The 390-nt window shown below is 40.8% G+C and carries 1 protein-coding gene; it reads left to right on the top strand.

Features of this window, described 5'->3' with window-relative positions; translation table 11 throughout:
* A partial coding sequence (locus tag J7R05_RS08885) for a hypothetical protein (RefSeq protein WP_208541931.1) occupies positions 1 to 390 on the top strand: 390 nt, incomplete at both ends.

The raw sequence follows: 390 nt of genomic DNA, 5'->3' as shown, positions 1-390 counted from the left end.
AATGTTGATGGTGGCTTTAATCAACATAATCATTATGTGCTGCATCGTAAGGGGCATACCACTTCACCACACCCATGGATTAATGTCATTGCTAATCATAATTTTGTCTTTCACGTCTCAGCTGAAGGTGCAATCTTCACCTCGGCTCACAATAGTCGTGATTATCACTTAACCCCTTGGACCAACGATCCTGTTTCCAATCGCCCAGGAGAAGCACTATATCTTGTTGATCTTCTTTCTTTAAAACGTTTTTCTCCAGTCTCTGCTGTCGAATGTGATGACAGTGTTGTTTACGAAGCTTGTCATGGTTTTGAATTTTCAACCTTTAAATCCACACATTCCGATATTGCATTAGAACTTACCCATGCGCTCGATCGAGAAAGAACTGTT

The sequence above is a fragment of the Bartonella capreoli genome, from assembly GCF_902813205.1.
Lineage (GTDB): Bacteria > Pseudomonadota > Alphaproteobacteria > Rhizobiales > Rhizobiaceae > Bartonella > Bartonella schoenbuchensis.
The sequence above is the reverse complement of the archived record's forward strand: the minus strand, read 5'-3'. Positions and strand labels throughout refer to the sequence as shown.